The organism is Cytobacillus sp. FSL W7-1323, assembly GCF_038595015.1.
GTDB lineage: Bacteria > Bacillota > Bacilli > Bacillales > Cytobacillaceae > Cytobacillus > Cytobacillus kochii.
The window spans coordinates 1560977-1581683 of record NZ_CP151998.1 but is presented as its reverse complement, the minus strand read 5'-3'; the positions used below and the strand labels follow the sequence as shown (position 1 = coordinate 1581683).

At 36.5% G+C, this 20707-nt stretch carries 20 protein-coding genes; 6 read left to right on the top strand and 14 right to left on the bottom strand.

All coding sequences use genetic code 11. From position 1 onward, the window contains the following. Positions 1–83: 83 nt before the first annotated feature. The 9 genes from MKX67_RS08180 to yjfP form a co-directional block, all read right to left on the bottom strand. Positions 84–1235: an acetylornithine transaminase gene (locus MKX67_RS08180; protein ID WP_322909165.1), complete on the bottom strand. Its 1152-nt coding sequence runs from the start codon at positions 1233–1235 to the stop codon at positions 84–86. Next, the gene (gene argB / locus MKX67_RS08175; protein WP_095369826.1) at positions 1235–2011 is read right to left on the bottom strand and encodes an acetylglutamate kinase; all 777 of its coding nucleotides are present in this window, start codon (positions 2009–2011) and stop codon (positions 1235–1237) included. The genes MKX67_RS08180 and argB overlap by 1 nt, the downstream gene beginning before the upstream one ends. Positions 2012–2024: 13 nt before the next feature. Then, entirely contained in the window at positions 2025–3254 is a 1230-nt protein-coding gene (argJ, locus tag MKX67_RS08170) for a bifunctional ornithine acetyltransferase/N-acetylglutamate synthase (RefSeq protein ID WP_340978441.1), read from the bottom strand. A gap of 16 nt (positions 3255–3270) precedes the next feature. After that, positions 3271–4302: an N-acetyl-gamma-glutamyl-phosphate reductase gene (gene argC, locus MKX67_RS08165; protein ID WP_095369828.1), complete on the bottom strand. Its 1032-nt coding sequence runs from the start codon at positions 4300–4302 to the stop codon at positions 3271–3273. 382 nt (positions 4303–4684) lie between these two features. Then, positions 4685–5146 (bottom strand): molybdopterin-guanine dinucleotide biosynthesis protein B, encoded by a 462-nt coding sequence (mobB, locus tag MKX67_RS08160; protein ID WP_095369829.1) that lies wholly within the window; start codon positions 5144–5146, stop codon positions 4685–4687. Then, positions 5140–6405 carry a gephyrin-like molybdotransferase Glp gene (glp, locus tag MKX67_RS08155; RefSeq protein ID WP_341050444.1) on the bottom strand — a complete coding sequence of 422 codons (1266 nt, stop codon included), beginning with the start codon at positions 6403–6405 and terminating at the stop codon, positions 5140–5142. The genes mobB and glp overlap by 7 nt, the downstream gene beginning before the upstream one ends. 24 nt (positions 6406–6429) lie before the next feature. After that, positions 6430–7446, bottom strand: coding sequence for a GTP 3',8-cyclase MoaA (moaA, locus tag MKX67_RS08150; protein ID WP_342489116.1), 1017 nt, complete (start codon positions 7444–7446; stop codon positions 6430–6432). 246 nt (positions 7447–7692) lie between these two features. Beyond that, entirely contained in the window at positions 7693–8004 is a 312-nt protein-coding gene (locus MKX67_RS08145; RefSeq protein WP_095369832.1) for a metal-sulfur cluster assembly factor, read from the bottom strand. Positions 8005–8095: 91 nt separating this feature from the next. Next, positions 8096–8863 (bottom strand): esterase, encoded by a 768-nt coding sequence (yjfP, locus tag MKX67_RS08140; RefSeq protein ID WP_342489115.1) that lies wholly within the window; start codon positions 8861–8863, stop codon positions 8096–8098. Positions 8864–9091: 228 nt separating this feature from the next. Here yjfP and MKX67_RS08135 point away from each other — a divergent pair, with 228 nt between their 5' ends. Continuing rightward, entirely contained in the window at positions 9092–9910 is an 819-nt protein-coding gene (locus MKX67_RS08135; protein ID WP_342489114.1) for a Cof-type HAD-IIB family hydrolase, read from the top strand. A 98-nt stretch (positions 9911–10008) separates the two neighbouring features. Then, on the top strand, positions 10009–10161 hold the full coding sequence (locus MKX67_RS08130) for a hypothetical protein (protein WP_191814850.1): 153 nt from the start codon (positions 10009–10011) through the stop codon (positions 10159–10161). A 51-nt stretch (positions 10162–10212) separates the two neighbouring features. Here the strand turns inward: MKX67_RS08130 and MKX67_RS08125 are convergent, their stop codons facing one another. Further along, on the bottom strand, positions 10213–10938 hold the full coding sequence (locus MKX67_RS08125) for a BsuPI-related putative proteinase inhibitor (protein WP_342489113.1): 726 nt from the start codon (positions 10936–10938) through the stop codon (positions 10213–10215). Positions 10939–10953: 15 nt separating this feature from the next. Further along, the gene (locus tag MKX67_RS08120) at positions 10954–11784 is read right to left on the bottom strand and encodes a YitT family protein (RefSeq protein WP_342489112.1); all 831 of its coding nucleotides are present in this window, start codon (positions 11782–11784) and stop codon (positions 10954–10956) included. A 127-nt stretch (positions 11785–11911) separates the two neighbouring features. Here MKX67_RS08120 and MKX67_RS08115 point away from each other — a divergent pair, with 127 nt between their 5' ends. Both MKX67_RS08115 and MKX67_RS08110 read left to right on the top strand, forming a co-directional pair. After that, positions 11912–12772: a DegV family protein gene (locus MKX67_RS08115; protein WP_307317926.1), complete on the top strand. Its 861-nt coding sequence runs from the start codon at positions 11912–11914 to the stop codon at positions 12770–12772. 76 nt (positions 12773–12848) lie between these two features. Further along, a complete protein-coding gene (locus MKX67_RS08110) occupies positions 12849–12980 on the top strand; it encodes a DUF3941 domain-containing protein (RefSeq protein WP_095369838.1) in 132 nt (43 codons plus the stop codon). Positions 12981–14360: 1380 nt separating this feature from the next. Here MKX67_RS08110 and MKX67_RS08105 read toward each other — a convergent pair. Further along, positions 14361–15233, bottom strand: coding sequence for a S1-like domain-containing RNA-binding protein (locus MKX67_RS08105; RefSeq protein ID WP_095369839.1), 873 nt, complete (start codon positions 15231–15233; stop codon positions 14361–14363). 90 nt (positions 15234–15323) lie between these two features. On the opposite strand from MKX67_RS08105, the gene MKX67_RS08100 reads away from it, so the two are divergent. Together MKX67_RS08100 and MKX67_RS08095 are read left to right on the top strand one after the other, a co-directional pair. After that, entirely contained in the window at positions 15324–15815 is a 492-nt protein-coding gene (locus tag MKX67_RS08100; protein ID WP_095369840.1) for a YajQ family cyclic di-GMP-binding protein, read from the top strand. 121 nt (positions 15816–15936) lie between these two features. Beyond that, positions 15937–16803, top strand: a complete 867-nt coding sequence (locus tag MKX67_RS08095; RefSeq protein WP_281202608.1) for an SDR family oxidoreductase — start codon at positions 15937–15939, stop codon at positions 16801–16803. Positions 16804–16964: 161 nt separating this feature from the next. Here MKX67_RS08095 and MKX67_RS08090 read toward each other — a convergent pair whose 3' ends face one another. Continuing rightward, a complete protein-coding gene (locus tag MKX67_RS08090) occupies positions 16965–18491 on the bottom strand; it encodes an alpha-amylase family glycosyl hydrolase (protein ID WP_342489111.1) in 1527 nt (508 codons plus the stop codon). Positions 18492–18709: 218 nt separating this feature from the next. Continuing rightward, positions 18710–20557 (bottom strand): asparagine synthase (glutamine-hydrolyzing), encoded by a 1848-nt coding sequence (gene asnB / locus MKX67_RS08085; RefSeq protein WP_342489110.1) that lies wholly within the window; start codon positions 20555–20557, stop codon positions 18710–18712. Between the last annotated feature and the right edge of the window lie 150 nt (positions 20558–20707).

The window sequence follows — 20707 nt, the reverse complement described above, 5'->3', positions numbered from 1 at the left end:
CTTTAACACCTCGTGAACTTCTGTATATTCATTAAACAAAATTAATTTTTATGCATTTTTAGTTTTAAAAATGCAGCCATATTTCAGGCTGTCTGAACTGGAACTATATTCTTTTTTAGTATAGCGACTGCTTGATTGATCTCTTCTACTGTTGCTGTTAACGGTGGTAATAATCTCAAGACATTTTCACCCGCCGATAACGTAAGCAAGCCATCATTTCTTAAGAATTGCAATAAAGATGCTGTATTTGTATTCATCTCTATACCAATCATTAATCCTAATGAACGAATAGCAGTTACCTCTTCTATATTGTATAGCGATTTCTTCAACTGTTCAAGTAAATATTCTGCTTTTTCATTCACTTCTGACAAAAAATCCTCATTGAAGACTATCTCCATTGTAGCGATTGCTGAGGCAATACTTAATGGATTTCCTCCAAATGTGGAACCATGACTACCTGGACCAAAGTATTCCTTTAAATTTTCTTTGCCTATGATAGCACCGATTGGTAGCCCACTTCCAAGCCCTTTTGCACAGGTAATTATGTCTGGTTGTAGGTCATAATGTTGAAAGGCAAATGGTTTACCTGTTCTACCAATGCCTGTTTGAATTTCATCAATAATTAGCAATGCTTGGTATTCATGACATAATTGTTGCAATTCTTCTAAAAAGGCTGAATCTGCAAGATGAATACCACCCTCACCTTGAACCACTTCCACCATCACGGCCGCTGTTTCATTATCTATTAATGATTTCACCGACTCGATATCATTAAAAGTAGCATACGAAAATGTTGGCAGCATACTCCCAAACCCTTGTTTTACTTTATCCTGACCTGTTGCACCCATCGTAGCAATTGTTCGACCGTGAAAAGATTTATTAAAAGTTATGATTTTATCTTTACCTGTAGCTTTTTTGGCTAATTTAATTGCCCCTTCATTTGCCTCTGCTCCGCTATTTGCAAAGAATGTATAAGCTAAACCAGATGCATGAGCTAACTTTTCTGCTGCCACTGCTTGTTGTTCTTGTGTAAATAGATTGGATACATGCCAAAACTTATTTAATTGCTTTGTGATCGCTGCTTGGACTGAATCGGGACGATGACCTAAGTTAGTGACACCAATTCCGGAGGTGAAATCTAAATATTCTTTCCCGTTTTTATCTATTAGTTTTGTGCCTTTTGCATCTGCTGGTTCTACTTCCCAGCGAGCATATGTGGGGAATAAATGATTCATTATTGTACCACCTCTACTTGTTTTTTTGTCATTTTTGTCCCTATCCAAGCTTCTCCATTAAAAAAGTTGTGCTTCCCAGAAGCAATCATTACACTAGCAAGGCCTTGTTCTAACACCGCCACTGCAGAGTTTACCTTTGGTATCATCCCGCCCGATATCTCACCACTGTCAATATGCTGTTTTATTTCTTCTGTATCTAAATGCTCTACGAGTTGTTTATCAATTAATACACCTTCAACATCGGTGACGAATATACACATTTCCGCTTCAATTGCTTTTGCTACAGATGCAGCAGCAAAATCTGCATTGATGTTTAACTTCTTGCCACTTTCTGTTGTAGCAATAGGTGTTACAACAGGTATATAGCCTTTATTAAGAATTACTTCTAATAACTCCGCTTTCACTTTGGTAATTTCTCCTACTAACCCAAGCTCTGTTTCATTAATAAAATCAGCTTGTAGGAAACCGTGGTCACTTCCATTCAAACCAACTGCTTTAAAACCATTACTATCAAGCAATGTTGCTAACTTCCTATTGGCTACACCTGATAACACCATTTCAACAATCTTCATAGTCTCTGGCGTTGTTTTTCTTAAACCATTGATAAATTGTGATTCTACCTTGTGTATTTGCAGCATTTTGTTTATTTCAGGACCACCACCGTGAACAAAAATAAGTTGGTAACCATTCTTCTGTAAATGATGTAAACTTTCAAAGAACGCAGGTGATAGCTGATCCATCACGCTTCCCCCACATTTTATTACAATACGCTTCATTGTCTATTCCTCCTTAGGAACGATAACTTGCATTTATTTTCACGTAATCATACGACAAATCGCATCCCCAAGCTTTTGCTAAGCATTCGCCAATATGTAGATCAACGTGAATTTCCACCATTTCACCAAGTAAATATGCCTTCGCTTCTTCTTCAGAAAAGGAAACGGGAGTACTCTCTTTTAACATTTGAATGGGGCCTATAGAAATATCTACATTATTCGGATCAACCTGTACTTGACTTTGCCCTAGCGCACCAATTATTCGTCCCCAATTAGCGTCTGCTCCGTGAATAGCTGTCTTCACTAAATTAGAACCAACAATTTGTTTAGCCGCTTTTTGTGCCTCTTCGTTTGTAATGGCACCCTTGACTATTACTTCAACAAGTTTGGTAGCACCTTCGCCGTCTCTAGCAATTGATTTTGCCAACTCTTCACATGTTTGTTTTAACAACGCTATGAAAATGGGCCAATCTTTATGAGCTGGACTCAATATTCCCGTTTCGCTCATCCCATTTGCCATAACAAGGACCATATCATTTGTAGATGTATCTCCATCTACTGTAATCTGGTTAAATGTCTCGTTTGTGATTTCTTTAAGTGCCATCTGTAGATCACTGGGACTTACCTGCGCATCCGTTGTCACAAAACCAAGCATTGTTGCCATATTAGGGTGGATCATTCCTGACCCTTTTGCTGCACCTGCCATATGAATCGTCCCACCTGCTATTTCAGCTGAGTAGCAAGTCTGCTTATCAATTAAATCAGTTGTTAAAATTGCTGTAGCAAAACTATTAGCATGTTCTTTTGTTGCTTGTGGTTGGATGGATTTTATCCCTTGGTCGATTTTTTCCATATCTAAAAATTCGCCAATGACTCCAGTAGATGCAACTCCGACTAAGTGCTCAGTCAAATTTAATTGCTCTGCAGTCAGCTTTCTCATCTTATAAGCGTCTTCAAGCCCTTGCTTTCCTGTACAAGCATTTGCACAAGCACTATTTACGACAATCGCTTGAAGCTTACCTTTAGCGGCAATACTTTCTTGGGTTACTAATAAAGGAGCTGCTTTAAAGGAACTTGTTGTATAAACACCTGCACTACTCGCTGGTTGTTCACTAACAATCATTCCAAGATCCTTTTTCCCTTTACTAAGCCCTGCATAAATACCATCAGCCTTAAAACCTTTTGGTGTTGTAATAGAGCCATCTTGTATATATGTAATAAGGCTGTTTTTAGTTGCTTCCATTGTTTGTCGTTCCTCCTTATGGGTATAACGGGGACATTTCCAGCCCTGTCGTTTCTTCCATTCCAAACATTAAATTTGCATTTTGCACAGCCTGACCAGCTGCCCCTTTCATTAAATTATCAATTACAGAGATAATTGTCATTCGGCCTGTGCGCTCATCAACATGTAAACCAATATCACAATAATTAGAACCGGCTACCTCTTTTACTGATGGATAATTACCGACTGGACGAACACGTACAAACGGACTTTGCTGGTAAGTATGCTCGTATAATTCCACTAACTGTTTAGTCGAGTAACTTTCTTTCAGTTTCACATAACTTGTAGCCATTATACCTCTGGTGATTGGTAGTAACTGTGTAGTAAATGTGATTGCTTCCATTTCCTTATTCCAAACCTTTAATTGTTGTTCAATTTCAGGTGTATGTTGATGTTGATTCACTTTATATGCCGAGAAGTTCTCATTCGCCTCGGCGAAACTCGACGTCCTTGATAGAGAACGACCCGCACCTGAGATGCCTGATTTTGCATCTACGATAATTTGATCTTTTTCTATTAATTGCTCAATAACTACAGGAGCTAAACCTAATAATGTAGCAGTCGGATAACAACCAGGGTTCGAAATCAGGTCAGAAGTTTTCACTTGGTCTCGATTCCACTCAGTTAATCCATATACCGCCTGATTAATCACCTCATCAGAAGTAGGGTCTTTCTTATACCATTGTTTATATTCTGATGCTGGTAATCTTAAATCTCCTGATAAATCTACTATTTTAATATTTTTATTCACAAATTGTGCCGCTAATTCACCCGATACACCAGAGGGGGTTGCTAAAAACACAATATCTGCACTTTCACTAATTTTCTCTGGCTCTATCTTTTGTAATTGATTGTTCATGATTCCGATTAAATGTGGATATTCATCAGAAATGGCTAAATTATCTCTAGTGGAATGTATAGAAGAGATTTCAAATTCGGGGTGGTTTTTTAATATTCTCAATAGTTCTGCCCCACCATATCCTGTAGTACCAATAATTGAAGCTTTCATCATGTCACCCTTTAATTTTGTATATTTATAAATTTTTATTCATATTTATTAAATATTTAACTACTATTATAGAAATTTCTGAAAAGAAATGCAACAGGTTTTTGTAAGTTTTTTTAACAAATTAAATAAAAATTTAGATTTAACACATTTTTCGGACTTTTATTTAAACCCCTACCCGAAGATAAGCCAATTAAACCAAAAATGATTAATTTATTAAAAAAATCTTTTTACTGTTCTTTTTAACCTTAACCTTCTTTCGTTCATCCCCATTTTTCTATACAATTGAATGCATAATAAAATACTCCCCTAGCAGTAAAGCAGGTTTATTTAAAACCTGTCTACCTTTAGGGGAGTATCTTATGTACTAATATCATGTTATTAACTACCGTATAAGTTTATTCACTATTTCCTTTATAACCACTTCATTGCTATCATCTTTTGTAACTATATATTTGATGTTTGACAGTTGCTCAATAAGGTTTTGATCGTTTTCATCCCTCAGTAATAGTACTTTAGGATAGTTTGCTTTTTTATGTCCTTCAATAATAATAACATCTGGATTCATATAAGTTAGTACTTGAATCTGCTCTTCAAGTGTCCAATTAAGCTTTTTTGCTTGCATTAATAGCATGCCTTCACCTTCGACAATGGTGGCAGTTGCTCCTGATACGATATGTCTACTACTATCTTTATTTGATACTACATCAGGTTCACCGTGGCCATGATGTTTAATCGTTGCAACATTCAAGTCTTTTTCTGCTAGTGCTTGTACAAGTTGAGTGACGAATGTCGTCTTACCACTATTTTGATAACCAACCACTTGCATAATTTTAGGTGTTACCACGGCCAATTGCTACCCACAAAATCTTCAAGCATGAAAACTTCAACAATATCTCCAACACCATAGCCTCTCGTACCACCTGGCAATGCCATAAATGCATTTGCTCTTGCTAAACTCATGACAATATTTGATTTATCAACACCGCTAGGTCGCACCATCAATGATCCATTTGTGACATACACATCGGCTCTAACGAATCTTGTAAATGGATTTGCTTTTGGAAAATCCTGCTGTAAGATTGCTGTTTCTTTTCTTAAATGAGGGGAGCGGCAACCTAACATATAACGAATGATTGGTCTTGCAAATAATTCGAAGCCAACATAACAAGCAGAAGGATTCCCAGAGAGGCCAAATAATAATTTTCCATTTATCTGTGCTACTGTCGTAACACTACCAGGTCTCATTGCGACTTTATTAAACAGAACTTCCGCCTGTAGCTTCTCGTATATCGCAGGGAGATAATCAAAGTCTCCTACAGATACACCACCTGTTGTGATAAGAATGTCTACATCATCAATTGCAGTTGAAATTGCTTCGTAACATGTATCAAATTCATCTGGTAGTTTACCATAATATTTCACATCAGCACCAACGCGCTCGATTTGCGCTATGAGCATCGTACTATTACTATTTCTTATTTTTCCATCCTCTAGTTCTTCTTCCACTTCTAATAATTCCGTTCCAGTTGCAAATAACCCAATAACCGGACCTTTAGCTACAGGTACTTCAGCATAGCCAAATGTCGCTAGAATGGCTTGGATACCAGGATTGATTTTCGTCCCCTTTTCAACGAGTACCTCACCTTTCTTTGCATCTTCCCCTTGAAAAGAAACATTGTCACCAGCGTTGAAGCTACGCTTAATAGACATATACGATTGGTCGCCATCTTCAAACGATCTCGCTACCTCAAGCATAACGACGCAATCACATGAATCAGGGATTTTTGCCCCCGTCATAATACGTACTGCTTGCATTGGTCCTATTTTCTTTGATGATACGTAGCCTGCTCCAATATGATCAACTACTTCAAAAACGACCTCATTTTGTAAAGAAGCTTCTTTCGTATCTATAGACCTAACTGCAAAGCCATCATATGGGGAGCGATTAAAATGTGGTACATCACTTGTTGCCGTTAAATCTTTTCCTAAATATCTACCATGACTTTCCTTAATTGAGACAAATTCAACGGCGCCGCTTTGTTTATATCTCATTACTTTTTCAACTGCTTCAGCAACCTGAATCGGCTTCCTCTTTTCTAGCATCTGTTTCCATCCCCTAAATAATCTTTATCCGCCAATATAAGACATTTCAAGTTTTTTGCGATTTTTTCTCGTTTCGTCTGTTCTGACATCAGAGTAACGATCATTCCGATGGTTCCATATGTCAGTAACATATCCGACAATATCATCATCAGAGACATTTGAACGAATAAATGATTTAATATCATGTCCTTCACCATTAAATAAACATGTATATAACTGCCCATTAGCAGATAATCTCGAGCGGGTACAACTAGAACAAAAAGATTCAGATACTGAGGTAATAAATCCTACATCTATATCAGTACCAGTGTATCGATACCTTTTAGCAACTTCGCCAAAGTAGTCAGGATCAACAGGCTCAAGATCATAATGTTCATTTAATTGCTGGAAAATTTCTTTCTTTGTCACCACATCATCCATTTTCCAACCGTTTGTATCACCAACATCCATATACTCAATATATCTTAACTGTAGTGAATTTTCTTTACAAAACTTCGCCATTGGTAGGACTTCTTCATCATTTAAGCCTTTTTTCACAACCATATTAATTTTGACACCGAGTCCCGCTTCTTTTGCTGCGTGTATTCCCTTTATCACCGGACCTGTCCCAACATTGCGTCCATTAATTTCACCGAACAATTCATCTTTCAGACTATCTAAGCTAATATTCACCCGTTTTAACCCAGCGGCTTTTAATTGAGTAGCAAATTTAGGTAATAATACGCCATTAGTTGTTAAGCCGATATCCTCTAAGCCTTCAATTTGAGATAGTTTCTTCACTAATAAAGGCAATTCTCTCCGTAGTAAGGGTTCTCCACCCGTTAACCTAATTTTTTCTACACCTAAACCAACAAAAATCCGTGCTAATCTTTCAATTTCTTCGTAAGATAACAATTCATTCTTAGGTAGAAAAACAAAATCTGGTCCGAAAATTTCTGCTGGCATACAATATTGGCATCTAAAATTGCAACGGTCAATTACTGATATACGTAAATCTCGTAATGGCCGATTGAGTGAATCCTTAATATGAGTTTGTTTCATGTAAATCAACTCCGTCTTATCGATCACGTCGATAACTTTTTCTATAAATAAAATGTAAAATGATTTTATTCCAATATAACATGAAATCTTCTATTGGCATATGCCAATTAGAGTACTAAATATCGTTCGCTTCTCTACTTTAAGCTTTATCCCTGTACCTAAGGCAAAGGAGCGCTATTTTATTTCTATATTTTTTCATACAAAAAAACAGCAAGCAATGCTTTGCTGTTTTTTCTTACACCTTAATTAATCACGAACGCCTAATGCAATCTTTGCATATCTAGACATTTTATCTTTTGTCCATGGCGGACTCCATACAATATTGACTTCCGTGCTTTTTACTTCAGGGATATCAGCAAGCGCTGTTTTCACTTGATCAACAATTGTGCCAGCTAAAGGACAACCCATGGAAGTTAAAGTCATTTCAACTTCCGTATTTCCTTCATCATCCATAGTAACATCATAGACGAGTCCTAAATTAACGATATCTACTCCTAATTCAGGGTCAACAACAAGTTCTAGTGCGCCCATAATGCTTTCTTTTAAATCTTTGTCCATCGAACACAACTCCTCATATCATATGTTATAGCTATCATAACAAAAAAGTCATCAATGAAAAAGGAATAGCTGTTTTAACTATCACTTTTTCTTATAAATATCGTTGAAACCATTCAACTGTTGCTAATAATCCTTCTCTGCTTACCTTATGTCCTGCATTTTCATCAACAATGAAATTCAACCTGTCTGGATGTCCCTTGTATAAATTTTGTATCGTTTGAAAAAAGTCATAAGTTGGCGCAAATGGAACAGTCGTATCTTTTTTACCGTGCCAAAATAGCAACGGACGCCCTGATAAAACTTCCTGTTGTTTACTTAAATCATACTTTGTAATTTCATCTAGAACAGCCTCTACTTGAGTGTCTGATAATGGGAAATCCTTTACTTTTTTCCGCATTGTTTCAATTTGCATACCAGCAAACTTCTCATAATATGGCATGCCCATTAAACTAACTGCCACCTTCAACCATTTATATTGTGTTAAGGCACCGAGTGTAATAATTCCGCCCATCGAAGTACCTGCCACACCAATACGATTCTCATCAACTAACCCTTTAGCTACTAACTCTTCTTTTATCTCAGGTAATTCTTTAATTGTTTGAATAATCATATCCCAAAATTTCAATTGCAATTCAGGCTCTGGCAATCCATGACCTCTTTCACCATGTTCATTCACTTCTGGTAATATAACACGAAATCCTTTTTCAGCAAGAAGGTAGGCATAATGTAGGTTATGCTCTTTCGCACTAGTAAAACCATGAATGAAGAAAATGAGGGGCAACGATTCAGATTTAAACTCATCTTTCACGATATGCAAAGCGGGAATACCTTTTAATTCTTGATGATCAATAATAACCACTATGTCTCCTCCTATGTTAAAAACTATAAGAAAATGTAAACATCTTATAAAAGAGGTTATTTCTTTTACAAATGACCGTATACATTGGTAATATAGTGTAAACTTAGATTATAAGTACTACTTGAAAATATTAACTGCCTTTCAAGTTTAACATTTATTTGCGCCTTACCATACTTTAATGCTTATTAGATGAATGATTTTTTCCTATAAAAAACTGAAGGAGATATTATGACACAAAAACATTTAATCGTTCTTGATTTAGATGGCACTTTATTAAAAGATAATAAAACCATCTCACAAAAAACAAAAGAAGTCCTATTTAAAGCCCGTGAAGCCGGACATGAGGTGATGATTGCTACAGGAAGGCCTTATCGTTCAAGTGAAATGTATTATAAGGAAATGCAAATGACCACACCTATCGTTAATTTCAACGGTGCCTTTATTCATCATCCAACAAATCCAAAATGGGGAATACGCCATACGCCTCTTGATATGAAAGTGACAAGAGACATTATTGATGCTAGTCAAGATTTTAAGTTCAATAATATTATTGCGGAAGTGCTTGATGATGTATATTATCATTATCATGATGAAAAACTGATGAATATGTTTAATCTCGGTAACCCTAAAGTCACTACAGGGGATTTAAGAAACTTCCTGCCTGCTTCCCCAACAAGTATGCTCATTCATACAGATCAAGAGCAAATAACACAAATTCAGCGCCATTTGAATGATGTGCATGCTGAAGTTATTCATCAACGTAGCTGGGGCGAACCTTTCCATATTATCGAAATCGTTAAGGCTGGTTTAAACAAGGCAATTGGCATTCAACAAGCTTGTGATTATTTAAATATTCCTAAAGATCGAGTGATTGCTTTCGGTGATGAAGATAATGATTTAGAAATGCTTGATTTTGCTGGTATTGGTGTGGCTATGGGTAATGGTATTGACGCTGTTAAAACAGCGGCTAATGAAGTGACCTTAACAAATGAAGAAGATGGGATTGGTATCTTCTTAAATGATTATTTGAATTTAAAAACACACTAACCAAAATCTACCCTTTTTAAAAAAAGTAAAAATGGTACAAAATAAAGGATGTCGTAGCAATTAGCTACTTCAATATTCTTCATTAAGGGGAGATTTAAATGGGCAAACGTAATAAATCGAAGCGCTTTATTAAGCAAGGTGCCGATAGTGTCACTCAGCATGATGCACGTATACCCTACCATTCAACATACTCGGAGGCAGAAGCTGAAAAGTTAAAGAATGTAAATGACTCTTCCCTCGGTGGAATATAAAATTTCGAAGGAAAAAGAGCTAACTTTTCTCGAGTTAGCTCTTTTTCCATCTTAAAAACTTTGCAGTATAATCGGAGTTCCTTTACTTCCCTTTTCAGAAAGGTAAGCGATTAAAGAACCGTTTTTTGGTAAATCTTCTTCCTTCACTTTCACAGCAATATTAAAATCACCATCTTTATTCACTTGAACAGGCTGTTCTTTTATAAGCAAAAAATGGCCATCTTCTACAGAATACATAACCGGCAACTGCCCCTTATAATGCCCCTTAATATGATAGATACCATCTTTGCCCTCAACTGTAATATTGTTAAAGAGTTGATCTTTACCATACATAAATGTGGTTTGTGAAGTTTGGTTTATTTCCATTCCTTCTGGCTTTATTACCTGTCCTAAAAATTTCGCCTCAACCTTATAACTGCCTGGGTTTAAGGTATTTTCATTTGCGGTTTGATAATCCCAAGTAGACTTCCATTCCTTTTTTTCTCCCGCAGAAAGGTTCTCTGTTTGAATCATTTGTAAAAAGGCTTTTCCATCCGAATACCTATATATTACTTTTCCATGTTCATCCACCACCTCATAATCATACTTTTGGGAAGAATTAAATTGCAATTCGACCAATTCATTTGTTTGATTATGAACAGTAAAAGTAAGGACCAATTTTTCTTCCGAAACCGCTTGAACTTCAAATTGAATATCCATATGGTTGTTTGTTTCCATTTCAGACTGCTGTGGAAGAAAATTCGTCGCAAGTATGGCACTAAGCAGTAAATGTAGCATAACTGCCCCCTTTCATTAATCTCTTCTAAAAACACCATAGACATCGGCAGTATTTACAATATTAGTGAATGCGTTAGGATCTACTTCTTGAATGGTTCTTTGTAAGTCAAATAATTCATATCTTGATACTACAATCATTAGCATTTCCCGATGTTCATTGGAAAATGCTCCTCTTGCAGGAATCATTGTAATTCCTCTAACCAATTTATTATGAATGGCCTTCTTCATTTCATCTTGCTTATTAGTAATAATCATCGCTGTAAGCTTTTCATGTCTTGTATGAATTGCATCAATAACCCGTGTGGATGCATATAATGTCACTAATGTATAAAGTGCTTTTTCCCATCCAAAAAGGAAGCCAGCTGTAATAATAATAACAGCATTTAATGAAAAAAAGTATGTACCAACTGGTCGATCCTTAGCCTTCGAGAGATACATAGCTATAATATCCATACCGCCTGTTGAAGCGCCCCATTTCAATGTGATACCGACACCGACGGCTGCAATGACTCCCCCAAACACAGCATTTAACAAAATATCTTTTGATACACTGATGACAGGGATAACCTCCATAGAAACAGTTGTAATCACAACACTTAAAAGGCTATATAAGGTAAAAAGTTTACCCACACGTTTCCATGCAAAGATAGCTATTGGTACATTTAAAATAAATAAAAGTATGCCAGTAGAAACTGCACCATTTAATATACTCGAAAGAAGTTGAGCTACTCCAGTAAAGCCGCTCGCATATACATTTGCGGGTATGAGGAAAAAGTTCATCGCTATCGCATTTAATATAGCCCCCACAACAATAATGATGATTTTTCTTGTTTCAATCCAATTCATATTGACCTCCTTAATCATCTCTCTATCTTTTCTTTACCCAAGTTTAGGTTTTTCAATGCATTCCATTGTTTTTTTTCCTAAGTTTCTATAAACTAGTATCATCTATAAGTTGAAAGCAGGTGAAATAATGTCAGTTAAAATTCTCGCTGACAGCGCATGTGACTTACCGTTAAGTTTTTTTGAAGAAAACGATGTCACACTTATTCCATTGAAGGTTCATTTAAATGGAAAGGAATACGATGACCTGTTGACGATCGATTCCAAGAATATTTATGAAGCCATAAGAGAAGGTAAGGTACCTAAGACCTCCCAAGCTTCTCCCCTTTTATTTGAAGAGATCTTTACGAATATGGCGAAAAACAAGGAAGATGGTATCTATATAGCCTTTTCTTCCGCACTTTCTGGAACATATTCCACTGCAGTTATGGTGTTAGATCAAGTAAAAGAAACCTACCCAGACTTTAACTTAACCATCATAGATAGTAAATGTGCTTCCTTAGGTTATGGATTAGTTGTACTGAATGCTGCAAAAGATGCAAAAGAGCAACTTACCAAAGATGAAATTGTTAGCAATGCAACATTCAATTGCGAACATATGGAACATTTATTTACGGTTAATGACTTAGAGTATTTAGCAAAGGGCGGTAGAGTTTCTAAAGCATCTGCCTTTTTAGGTGGGCTACTCAATATTAAACCACTATTGAATGTTGAAGATGGAAAACTTGTACCAATTGAAAAACATCGCGGTCGTAAAAAGCTCTTTAAACGGATCATTGATATCATGAGGGAAAGAGGCGTTGCCTTGGATAGACAAATGGTGGCTATTAGTCATGGTGATGATGAAGCCACTGCCCTAGAAGTGAAAGAGATGATTCAAAAAGAATTTGGTGTTGAACACTTTTATATTTCTCCAATTGGGTCAGCAGTCGGATCCCATGCTGGTGCCGGCACAATTGCAATTTTCTTTTTAAATAAACTTAAAGGTTAACGCACTTATACATACTTCCTTCCATTCTTTCAAACACTAAATGTGTACAGATGAAGAATGGAAGGGAGTTTATTTTATGTCTCATACAACTGATAATGACAAAAAAGCAAAAGATAACAACGCATTTAACCATGAAAAAAACATGGAAGAAACAAAAAATAAGCAAGAAGGTCGAAAAAGCTTTTCAAAGAAAACAGACCATCTTTGATTGAAAAAAAGTTTTCAAATGATAAAAGTGAAGTCCTAAGATACCTCAAGTATTTTAGGACTTATACAGTTTACAAAACTTTGTCTTGAGATTGGGCTCAATGGACATTTTTCAAAGATTATTTTTTGTGCATATCCTTAACCATGTTGTTAGGATATACTATTTTCGTGGGTACAGCGATGGGCGTATTTTTTAGTCGCGGTTTTCCTATTTACGCTACTCATTTCTTTGTTTCTTCAACTATTAGTCGCGATTTCTCACGTTGCCCTACTCATTTTTTTCTTCCTTCAACTTATAGTCGCGATTTCTTCATTTGCCCGACTCATTTTTTTCTTCCTTCAACTTTTAGTCGCGATTTCTTCATTTGCCCGACTCATTTCTTTCTACCTTCAACTTTTAGTCGCGATTTCTCTTTTTGCCCTACTCATTTCTTTCTTCCTTGAACTATTAGTCGCGATTTCTTCATTTGCCCGACTCATTTTTTTCTTCCTTTAACTTTTAGTCGCGATTTCTCCATTTCCCCTACTCATTTCTTTCTCCCCTCAACTTTTAGTCGCGATTTCCCTTTTTGCCCGACTTATTTCTTTCTTCCTTCAACTTTTAGTCGTGATTTCTCTATTTCCCCTACTCATCTCTTTCTTCCTTCAACCTTTAGTCGCGATTTCTCCATTTCCCCTACTCATCTCTTTCTTCCTTCAACTTTTAGTCGCGATTTCTCCATTTGCCCGACTCATTTCTTTCTCCCCTCAACTATTAGTCGCGATTTCCCTTTTTGCCCGACTCATTTCTTTCTCCCCTCAACTATTAGTCGCATTTTCTCTATTTGCCCGACTTATTTCTTTCTTCCTTCAACTTTTAGTCGCAATTTCTTTATTTGCCCGACTTATTTCTTTCTTCCCTCAACTATTAGTCGCAATTTCCCTTTTTGCCCGACTTATTTCTTTCTTCCTTCAACTTTTAGTCGTGATTTCTCCATTTGCCCTACTCATCTCTTTCTTCCTTCAATTTTTAGTCGCGATTTCTCTATTTCCCCTACTTATTTCTTTCTTCCTTCAATTTTTAGTCGCGATCTCTCTATTTCCCCTACTTATTTCTTTCTTCTTTCAACTATTAGTCGCGTTTCTCCTATTTGTCCTACTCATTCTTTCTCCCCCAAACTATTAGTTCTCGATTTTTCTATTTACTCATTTCTTTGTTTCTCTCTTTTACATCGCATATATTTCCTTCTCGCTCTTTTTTAGCAACGACTTCTACCAAGACCAAATCTTAGTTCTACCTTTACTATCAACTAATACAACTTCAGTCTTTGCCCGATTTCATAAGATTATTATGAAATCATACAAAAAAAGCGGGATGGCTCTCACACCTTCCCGCTTTCATTTATTTTGACTCATTCTCTTTTATATAAGTCCAACCTTCTTTTTGATACACCTTACCATCCTTCATCAATCGACCAAGTGCACGTTTAAAAGAAGCTTTGCTTAGTTGAAATCTATCCTTTATATCCTCTGGTGCGCTTTTGTCACTGTATGGCATAGCTCCATTACGTGATTGCAAGTAATTAAGAATGATTTCACTATCATCAAGTAACGCTTCTTGTTTTCTTGGATTGAGGGAGACATTAATCGAACCATCTTGTTTGACATCAATGATTCTACCGTTCACTTTTTCCCCAAGTCTTGGCTCTTGACGTCTTTCCGTTTCATGGATGAAGCCTTTTAGGCCATCTGCTGTGTAAATCCAGCTTCCAACTTTGGCTGTACGATAAATAAATCCGTGGATATCTTTATTAAGTTCTTCCCTTCCAGCCTTATGTGAAATACTAGCTATCACTTGATCTGTCGCAAGCTTCACATATATTCTACCGTTTCGATTAACCCTTAATGTAACATATACCGTATCATCAACAGTAGGCCATACTCGTTCGTGTACAGGTAAATCCTCTTTTCCCAGTAACATATCTTTACTAATACCAATATCTATAAATACCCCGAGCTCAGGATTAACATCTACTACTTTCGCCCAGCCATATACTCCAACGGTAATCTCAGGTAATGTCATTGTTGCTGTTTTTCTACCTTCAGAATCTACATAAATAAAGACAGAAATTTTTTGTCCTTCTGTAATTTCTTCTTTGACCTCATTCTTATGAAGCAGAACGTCCTCTTCTCCATCTGTTAAGAAATAACCAAAAGCCGCTTCTCTGGAAACTAATAACTCTGTAATTTTGCCGATCTCATCTATTAAAGCCATTTAAATCCTCCTAAAGTTGTTCGCATTGCTATATTCTACTATAATAAGAACATAAAGTGAAACTCTTTTCATGAGGAGGACAATTATTTTATGGCTAAAGAAAGTTCATTTGATATCGTATCAAAAGTAGATTTTGCTGAAGTCACTAACGCAATTCAAATTGCAATGAAAGAAATACAGACACGCTATGATTTTAAAGGAAGCAAAAGTAAGGTTACTTTAGAAAAAGAAGAGCTCGTCCTTATTTCTGATGACGAATACAAACTAGAGCAACTGAAAGATGTGCTTATTAGTAAGATGATTAAACGAGGGATCCCGATTAAGAATTTAGATTATGGCAAAATTGAGCCTGCTTCAAGTGGCACAGTTAGACAAAGAGCAAGCTTAGTTCAAGGGATTGACAAAGATAACGCGAAGAAAATCAATACATTAATTAAAAATAGTGGTGTTAAAGTTAAGAGTCAAATGCAAGATGATCAAATCCGCGTCACAGGGAAAAATAGAGATGATCTTCAACAAATCATCTCACTAGTAAGAGAAGCTGATTTAACAATCGATGTTCAATTTTCTAATTATCGATAATTACATACCAGCACAGAGGCAGTGATTCCACTGCCTCTTTTTTGTACTTAAGTTTGTCCTCATAACAATGTAAGGTTTTCAACATAATAAAAAGGGAAAACAACAGCAAGGAGGGATTAGGATGGATAATAAACAATTGCCAAAAAGCTTTATGGCACAACATCAAAATCATCAACCAGGAACGGAAGAGGAAATGATTCCTAAGCCGATCTATGTGAATGAAGATTATAAACCTGCTGGAAAACTAGAAGGTAAAGTAGCTATTATTACTGGCGGAGATAGCGGTATAGGTAAATCTACAGCTATTTACTTCGCTAAGGAAGGTGCAGACGTTATTGTTCCTTATTTAAATGAGCATGAAGATGCAAAAGAAACCAAAACATTAGTCGAACAAGCTGGGAAGACATGCCTTTTAATTAGCGGAGACCTTTCATCAGAACCTTTTTGTCAGGAAGTCGTAAAGCAAGCGTTAAATAAATTTGGGAAAATAGATATTCTTGTTAATAACGCTGGTGAACAGCATCCACAAAAAAATATCGAGGACATTAGTGGTCAACAACTTGAAAAAACTTTCCAAACAAATATTTATGCTATGTTTTATTTAACAAAAGCCACACTACCACATCTAGGAGCTGGCAGCTCGATCATTAATACCGCTTCGGTCACCGCTTATGCAGGTAATGAACTATTAGTTGACTATTCCTCAACTAAAGGGGCCATTGTCTCTTTTACTAGGTCACTTTCCTTGCAGTTAGCGTCCAAAGAGATTAGAGTGAATGGTGTTGCCCCTGGTCCTATATGGACACCATTGATTCCGTCCACTTTCTCTGCTGAAGAAGTTGCATCATTTGGAAAAAATGTTCCAATGAAAAGAGCGGGACAGCCCTTTGAACTCGCTCCGGCTTATGTCTTCTTAGCAAGCGACGATTCTAGTTATATGAGTGGACAAATGTTGCATATTAACGGCGGGAAAATTGTTAATGGATAGGGAAAGTAGGAGGGGGACAAGACTAAAAAAGAATGCTACATATCTTTTTCTCTCTGCCCCACTATTATGTAGCGTAATATAACCTTGAAATGCACCTAAGCAATCAAATTACATTTACTATCAAAAAAAGATGCCGAGACTGTTTCGGCATCTTTTGTTCTCTATTCTCCTGTCCGATTTCTACCTCTTCTTCTAGCCAAGAATAAAAAGGCAAAGAAGGCAAGTAACACTGATAACAATGTTGCTCCATAAACAAAGTTAAACCCTTGCTTTTCGGTAAGAACATAAATTTCAGCTTCTTCTCGGTCTAGTACGAGATGATATTCATTTTGATCATTGCTTCTTACTAACCCACCAGCTAATAATCCTCGCAACTCTTTATCATTCTCTATCTCTTCTCCTGTTAATACTAAATCTTTCGTACCACTTGTATTATTGATGGCTACTATTGATGTTTCTTCTTTAAATTGTCTCTTAAAAACCGTAAAACCTTCACTTTCATGTAAAAGAGTAAAATCTCCTTTTGCAATAGAAGGTAATTTTTCTCTTGCTTTTGTTAGCTGTCCGATGTACTCAATTAACTCAGGATCCGTACGAAAATCCATTTGTCTGCGGTTATCGGGGGTTTCATTCCCAATTAACGCAATTTCACTACCATAATATAACATTGGAATCCCAGGGGTTGTAAACAAATACGTTACCGCTGTTCTCCACCTTGGTCCTGGATGTTCATTTAATGCGACTGGCTGATTTGTAAAACGAATCATATCTTTACTATCAATTAGTCTTGTAACCATATTTGGTTCTTCATATGTATCAATGTTATTTTCGATGTCACCAATAGTATCAGTCATTGACACATCCGGTTTTACAAATGCTTCCCTTATATTAGATGTTGAAGCATAGTCTGTTAAGCTATCTATACCGGTCATTTCATATTTAGCAATTTCTTGTGGGTCTGTGGACCATACTTCACCTAAAACAAAAAACTCATTATCGGTTTCTTTTACACTGTCTACAAAGCTTTGAAGAAAATCTTTATCTGTTAACTGGATGCCTTCTAAACGATAACCATCTACACCTGTTTCTGTTATCCACCATTTAGCCGCTTCGATGATATATTGTGCTACTTCTTCATTCTCATAATTGATTTGCGGCAACCCAGCTAACCAATCTTTAGTGAACATATCTGGTGTTGAGATCTCCTCAGATTCCTTCAACCAATCTGATTTAGTAGGGTCGTTTACCCATGGGTGTGTAGCTGCAACATAATTTAGTGGGAAATCAATCATGACATTGATATCTCTTTTGTGTGCTTCTTCCACTAGTCGTTTAAATTCTTCCAACGTTCCGAAATGTTCTTCTGTTTCATAGAAGTCTTCCACCCAATATCCATGATAACCTTTATCGGCGTTTGCAAATATTGGGTTCAAGGTAATCGTCGTCATACCTAAATCTTCAATATGATCAAGTCTTTCAATAATACCAACAAAATCACCACCATGGAACGCTTCAAGGTCCTTCACATCCACATGGTAATCATTCTTACTATCTACATTGCTAAAACGATCAATCATAACATAATAAATAAGTTCATCCTGTAAGCTTCGTTTTTCTTCTGCTAATACACTTGGCACTAATGACACTAGTAATAGCGGAATTAAGATGAGGGTGATGACCTTTTTCATCTTTCTCCTCCTTAATGATAGTTTGTCTCTATTTTACAAAAACGTTAACCATTATAGATTAGCGGTTTGTTGTTACTTCGTCAAACAGAAGTGAACAAAATATTTAAAATCGTAACATTTCTTTTATATCGTACTAATTAATTGGAGTGAGATTTCTATTTTTATCGTAGAAAAAAAGAGGTGCTCCCATAATAATTAAAAAGGGAACACCTCTTTTTTTAATCAACAATATTAATATTATAATCTTTAAACCAATAATGGATTTGTGCTAAGTGAGCGAGAAGCTGCGGTCCAGTCATTAATTGTCCAAACCATGGAACTTGAAAAGCAGAGCCTTCAGTTGCTACGATTTCTCGTAAATTCTTTTCATCGAATAATTCAAAAAGAACGGAGGATGATTCTTCTAATACGTCGTTCAACATTTTTGTCACAATGCTAATATAAGCAGGGTTATGTGTTTTCGGATAAGGACTTTTTTTACGATATAATACCTCGTTTGGTAATACCCCTTCCAACGCCTTCCTTAGTATTCCTTTTTCTCGATTACCATGCATTTTCATATCCCATGGAATATTCCATACATATTCTACTAGGCGATGATCCGCGAAAGGAACACGAACTTCTAAACTAGCTCCCATACTCATTCTATCTTTACGATCTAATAACGTTGTCATAAAGCTAAGCATGTTTATATAGAATAATTGCCGTCTTCTTGCTTCTTCCGGTGTTTCTCCTTCTAAAAGTGGGGTTTCAGCAATCACTTGATTAAATTTATCCATACTGTAATCTTTTAAGTTTAATTTCTTTCTCCAATCTTCTTTCAGGAGGCGCTGTCTTTCATCGATTGATCGCATCCAAGGGTATCCAGTTCGACTGAGATCATCCGAACGATGAAACCATGGATAGCCTCCAAAAATCTCATCCGCACATTCTCCCGACAAACTAACCACATGCTCTTTTTTAATTTCACGACAGAACCAAAGTAGAGAAGAATCGATATCTGCCATACCTGGTAAATCTCTTACATGAACTGCTTCAACTAAATGAGCGGCAAGCTCCTCCTGTGAAATAATGCAATTCTGGTGAATGGTATGGAAAGTGTCTGACATTTTCTTAATATAAAAACCATCCGCATTTGGTTGAAAATCGTTTGCCTTAAAGAATTGATCATTGCCTTCGTAATCAATACTATAGGTTTTTAATGGTGGTTTTCCCTCTTTTTGATATGCTGTGGCTGCAATGGCTGTGATCGCACTTGAATCCAATCCACCAGATAAGAGCGTACATAAAGGAACATCCGATACGAGTTGTCTTGTTACTGCATCTGTAACAAGATTACGTACTTTTTCAGCTGTCTCATCTAAAGAGTCTTCATGTTTTTTGCTTTCCACATTCCAATATCGCCAAATCTTTAACCCTTGTTGTGATAGTGTTAATGCATGAGCTGGTCGTAGCTCTTTCACCCCGCGAAAAACACCTGATCCTGGGGATCTTGAAGGTCCAAGACCGAATACTTCTGCTAATCCCTCTCTATCTACTTCTGTTTTTACTTCTGGATGTGCTAAAATCGCCTTTATTTCTGAACCGAACAGTAACCCCTTTACTGTCTCTCTATAAAAAAGCGGCTTAACCCCTAATCGATCTCTACCAATAAAAAGTTCTTGACCGTTTTCATCCCAAATCGCAAAGGCGAATATCCCATTTAAATATTGAAGGCAATTTTTTCCCCATTCAATGTAAGAAGTTAGTAGCACCTCTGTATCAGAATGACCCTTAAACGAATATCCTTTTATAAGGAGATCTTTTCTTAAATCTTCTGTATTATAAAGTTCGCCATTGTAACAAATTGTATAGCGATTTTGATTCTTATCAATAGTCATTGGTTGCTTTCCGCCAACTGGATCAACAACGACTAATCGCTTATGACCAAACCCGGCTGGCCCAGAAGCAAAAATATTCGTATCATCAGGACCCCTTTTAGATAAAGTATTCGTCATTTTTTCTAGTGTCGGACGTTCATTTTGCATATTTGTATTGAAGTCAACCCAGCCCGTGATTCCACACATGGCTTCTTCACCCTTTCTACGAGCATCATAGATGCAGCAAATATTTAAGCGGATAATTAATGATGTCAAACGAGTGGAATTGCCCGGAACATCATGCATGGATTTATTCTATGCGAGCTAAAATAAATGGTTAATTGTCCTAGATAAAGG

Bases quoted from the DNA above. Each gene is read 5' to 3' on its own strand.
- MKX67_RS08090 (WP_342489111.1), bottom strand. From the start codon at position 18,491: ATGAAAAAGGTCATCACCCTCATCTTAATTCCGCTATTACTAGTGTCA.
- MKX67_RS08110 (WP_095369838.1), top strand. From the start codon at position 12,849: ATGTCTCATACAACTGATAATGACAAAAAAGCAAAAGATAACAACGCA.
- asnB (WP_342489110.1), bottom strand. From the start codon at position 20,557: ATGTGTGGAATCACGGGCTGGGTTGACTTCAATACAAATATGCAAAAT.
- MKX67_RS08135 (WP_342489114.1), top strand. From the start codon at position 9,092: ATGACACAAAAACATTTAATCGTTCTTGATTTAGATGGCACTTTATTA.
- moaA (WP_342489116.1), bottom strand. From the start codon at position 7,446: ATGAAACAAACTCATATTAAGGATTCACTCAATCGGCCATTACGAGAT.
- MKX67_RS08120 (WP_342489112.1), bottom strand. From the start codon at position 11,784: ATGAATTGGATTGAAACAAGAAAAATCATCATTATTGTTGTGGGGGCT.
- MKX67_RS08115 (WP_307317926.1), top strand. From the start codon at position 11,912: ATGTCAGTTAAAATTCTCGCTGACAGCGCATGTGACTTACCGTTAAGT.
- MKX67_RS08125 (WP_342489113.1), bottom strand. From the start codon at position 10,938: ATGCTACATTTACTGCTTAGTGCCATACTTGCGACGAATTTTCTTCCA.
- MKX67_RS08100 (WP_095369840.1), top strand. From the start codon at position 15,324: ATGGCTAAAGAAAGTTCATTTGATATCGTATCAAAAGTAGATTTTGCT.
- argJ (WP_340978441.1), bottom strand. From the start codon at position 3,254: ATGGAAGCAACTAAAAACAGCCTTATTACATATATACAAGATGGCTCT.
- MKX67_RS08130 (WP_191814850.1), top strand. From the start codon at position 10,009: ATGGGCAAACGTAATAAATCGAAGCGCTTTATTAAGCAAGGTGCCGAT.
- argC (WP_095369828.1), bottom strand. From the start codon at position 4,302: ATGAAAGCTTCAATTATTGGTACTACAGGATATGGTGGGGCAGAACTA.
- MKX67_RS08095 (WP_281202608.1), top strand. From the start codon at position 15,937: ATGGATAATAAACAATTGCCAAAAAGCTTTATGGCACAACATCAAAAT.
- MKX67_RS08145 (WP_095369832.1), bottom strand. From the start codon at position 8,004: ATGGACAAAGATTTAAAAGAAAGCATTATGGGCGCACTAGAACTTGTT.
- MKX67_RS08180 (WP_322909165.1), bottom strand. From the start codon at position 1,235: ATGAATCATTTATTCCCCACATATGCTCGCTGGGAAGTAGAACCAGCA.
- argB (WP_095369826.1), bottom strand. From the start codon at position 2,011: ATGAAGCGTATTGTAATAAAATGTGGGGGAAGCGTGATGGATCAGCTA.
- glp (WP_341050444.1), bottom strand. From the start codon at position 6,405: ATGCTAGAAAAGAGGAAGCCGATTCAGGTTGCTGAAGCAGTTGAAAAA.
- MKX67_RS08105 (WP_095369839.1), bottom strand. From the start codon at position 15,233: ATGGCTTTAATAGATGAGATCGGCAAAATTACAGAGTTATTAGTTTCC.